Raw genomic sequence first — 2,926 nt, 5'->3', positions numbered from 1 at the left:
CCGTTTCCCTGACACCAAGGGAAACGGGCCTTTTGCTTTGTCCCGGAGGGGTTGATGGGTTCCAAGCCCCGGCGTAAAGTCCACGACGTCACGGGAGCGAGGAACAGGCCATGGGGCAACTGATCATTCAGGACTTCGTCAGCGCCGACGGTTTCGCCGCAGACGCCAACAATGAGTTCACCTTTTACGAATATCTGGACGGGGGCACCGCTGAGTTCGACCGCAGCCAGCTGGAGTGGCTTAAGACGGTGGACACGATGGTCCTCGGGGCAAACACCTACCGGGAGTTCGCCGAGTACTGGCCCACCCCGGCCTCCAAGGACGAGATCATCGCCCCGTCACTGAACGGACTCCGGCGCGTCGTTTTCTCCCGCCACCTGGCAAAGGCGCCATGGGGGGATATGGCGGAGGCCGCCGTCGAATCCGGCGACGCCATCGAAGCGATCAGGCGGATCAAGGGCGAGACCGACGGCGATATTGTCGTCTGGGGCAGCCTCACCCTGGCAGAAACTTTCCTGGCCGCGGGTGTGGTGAACTCGGTGAGGCTCGTGGTGATGCCGATTGCGATCGGCGCGGGCCGGAGTGTTTTTCCGTCCGGGCAGGACCCGGACGTGCTGAACCTTCAGAGCGCAAAAGTGTATGACCAGGGACTGGTCGAGTTGGTATACGGAATGCGGGCGATGAACGAATAGCTCACCCAGGAAGCGGCTGGCCTAGAGACGAGCATCGAAGGGTTTAGTCACCGCCCATCTAACGACGAACGGCCCAACCGGGCCGCTGCACGTGTCGTTCCGAGGGCTCACAACGACACGTGCTGCGGCGGGATTGGGCAAGGGGTTGCCGGAGCGGGCCTGCCTAAAGGTGGACCGCCGGCGCGTCGGAGGAAGCAGCGCCGCTGAACGTCTTCCGGCTGATGTCGATCAGCAGCAGGGCGATCGGTGCGGCCAGGATGGCCAGGCCTGCCGCCCAAAGGAACACGGCGGAGTAGCCGGCCGACAGGGCCGCCAGCTGCGTGCCTCCTGCCGCGGCCGTTACCGCTGCGGCAATAGTGCTGAAAAGGGCAATCCCCAGGGAGCCGCCGATCTGCTGGGACGCGTTGACAAGGGCACTTGCCACCCCGGCGTCGTCCTTGTCCACTCCAAAGAGCGCAAGGTTCTGCATGGGAACGAAGACCATGCCCAGGCCGATACCCAGGAGGATCAGTGCGGGCAGCATGGTGACCGCATAGCTGCCGTCTGCTGTGACCTGCGTCAGCCACAGCATGGCTGCGGCCATGAACACCGGGCCCACGGCAGAGGGGATTTTCGCTCCCAGCACCGGAAGGTTCCGGGCGACGATGCCTGCGGTGACGATCAGCACCACCGTCATGGGCAGCGATGCGATGCCCGCGATGAACGGCGCGAACCCCAGCACAATCTGGATGTAGTAGTTGATGAACAGGATGCCGCCGATGAGGACGGCGCCGGCCAGGAAAGAGGCACAAAACGCCGCTGCCCGGTTGCGTTCCGTTGCCACGCGAAGGGGCAGCAGGGGGTGCTGCACCTTCTTTTCGACGACGACGAACAGCGCCATCAGCACCACACCGGCCAGGATGAAGCCCCACGCCTCCGGTGCACCCCAGCCATGCTCAGCGTTGGTGAAGCCAAACACGAGGGAGCCCAGGCCAAGCGCGGCCAGGATGACGCCGGGCCAGTCGTACCTGGTGGAGCCCCCTGCCCTGCTCTCGCTGACCCGCCGCCCAACGCCCAGCAGGGCAACCACTGCGATGGGGACGTTGATAAAGAAGCACCAGCGCCAGGAGACATAGTCCGTCAGGAAGCCGCCCAGCAGGACGCCCACGGCTGCCCCCACACCACTGATGGAGCCGAAGATGGCAAAGGCAGTCCCGCGTTCCTTCCCGCCCTGGAAGGAAACGGTCAACAGTGCCAGGGCCGCAGGTGCCAAAAGTGCCGCGAACAGCCCTTGCAGGGCCCGCGCTCCGATGAGCTCCCACGGCTGCTGGGCGATTCCGCCCAGGAGGGACGCTGCGGCGAACCCGGCCGCTGCCAGGATGAAGGTGCGCTTCCGCCCCCAGAAGTCCGCGATCCGTCCGCCCAGCAGCAGGAACGCTCCCAGCGCGAGTGCGTATGCAGTCACCACCCACGAGCGGGTGGAGTCGCTGATGCCCATTTCCACCTGCAGGCGGGGCAACGCCAGGTTAACGATCGTGCCGTCCAGGACCACCATGAACTGGGCAAGCGCCAGGAAAACAAGCGCCCACCACTTCCCTTTTTCCTTGCTCCGGGGCTGAACCTCAGCCGCTGCTAACTGTGTAGCCACGCGCGTCTCCATTTTCTATTTTCACTAATACTTACATAAGTATAAGTGTTTGTCGGCCGAGTGCTGAGCGGATTGGGTGTTATTCCGGTTACTCCGGCTCGGCCAGCAGGGACGCCAGGCGCTCCAGTACGGGGGCTGCGGCCATGAGCTGCTCACGCTCCGCGGGCAGCAGCCTGCTGCTGGCCGCGGCGAGGGTATTGGCCCAGGCCCCCTCCAGGAGAGCCTTGATCCGGACGGCTTCGGGCGTGGGATGCAGGGCAACGTACCTCTTGTCCGAGGCATCGCGCGTCCGGGTTACCAGCCCGAGTGCCACCAGTTCGCGCAGTTGCGCGCTGACGTTGCTCAACTGCCGGCCCAGGCGGGCGGCGACGTCCGCCACCGTGATTCCGGGGTGCCGCTCGATGACGCGGATGACGTCAAGCACCCCACTGGACAAGGGCAGCACCCCGGTCCCCTCATGGGATTTCCGCCGTACCTCAAAGGAGATGTCGAGGACCGCCACCGCCAGTGGCCGGTGGTCCGGCGGCGCTGCTTCTTCGTGAGGGGGCGTGGACTGGCGCATCCTCCAAGCATAGGAGAGCCCGGCGCGAACCTTTCCAGGGGCGGC

The 2,926-nt window shown here is 65.0% G+C and carries 3 protein-coding genes; 1 reads left to right on the top strand and 2 read right to left on the bottom strand.

All coding sequences use genetic code 11. The features are described from left to right. The first annotated feature begins 110 nt into the window (after window positions 1-110). On the top strand, window positions 111-692 hold the full coding sequence (locus P2Q66_RS12810) for a dihydrofolate reductase family protein (RefSeq protein ID WP_275728576.1): 582 nt from the start codon (window positions 111-113) through the stop codon (window positions 690-692). A 163-nt stretch (window positions 693-855) separates the two neighbouring features. Here the strand turns inward: P2Q66_RS12810 and P2Q66_RS12805 are convergent, their stop codons facing one another. Together P2Q66_RS12805 and P2Q66_RS12800 are read right to left on the bottom strand one after the other, a co-directional pair. Continuing rightward, on the bottom strand, window positions 856-2,319 hold the full coding sequence (locus tag P2Q66_RS12805; protein WP_275728574.1) for an MFS transporter: 1,464 nt from the start codon (window positions 2,317-2,319) through the stop codon (window positions 856-858). A gap of 88 nt (window positions 2,320-2,407) precedes the next feature. After that, on the bottom strand, window positions 2,408-2,881 hold the full coding sequence (locus tag P2Q66_RS12800) for a MarR family transcriptional regulator (RefSeq protein ID WP_079598327.1): 474 nt from the start codon (window positions 2,879-2,881) through the stop codon (window positions 2,408-2,410). Window positions 2,882-2,926 lie beyond the last annotated feature (45 nt).

This window comes from Arthrobacter sp. Cr_A7 (genome assembly GCF_029222765.1).
Classification (GTDB): Bacteria; Actinomycetota; Actinomycetes; order Actinomycetales; family Micrococcaceae; genus Arthrobacter.
Note: the sequence above shows the minus strand (reverse complement) of the source record. Positions and strands in the feature narration are given on the sequence as shown.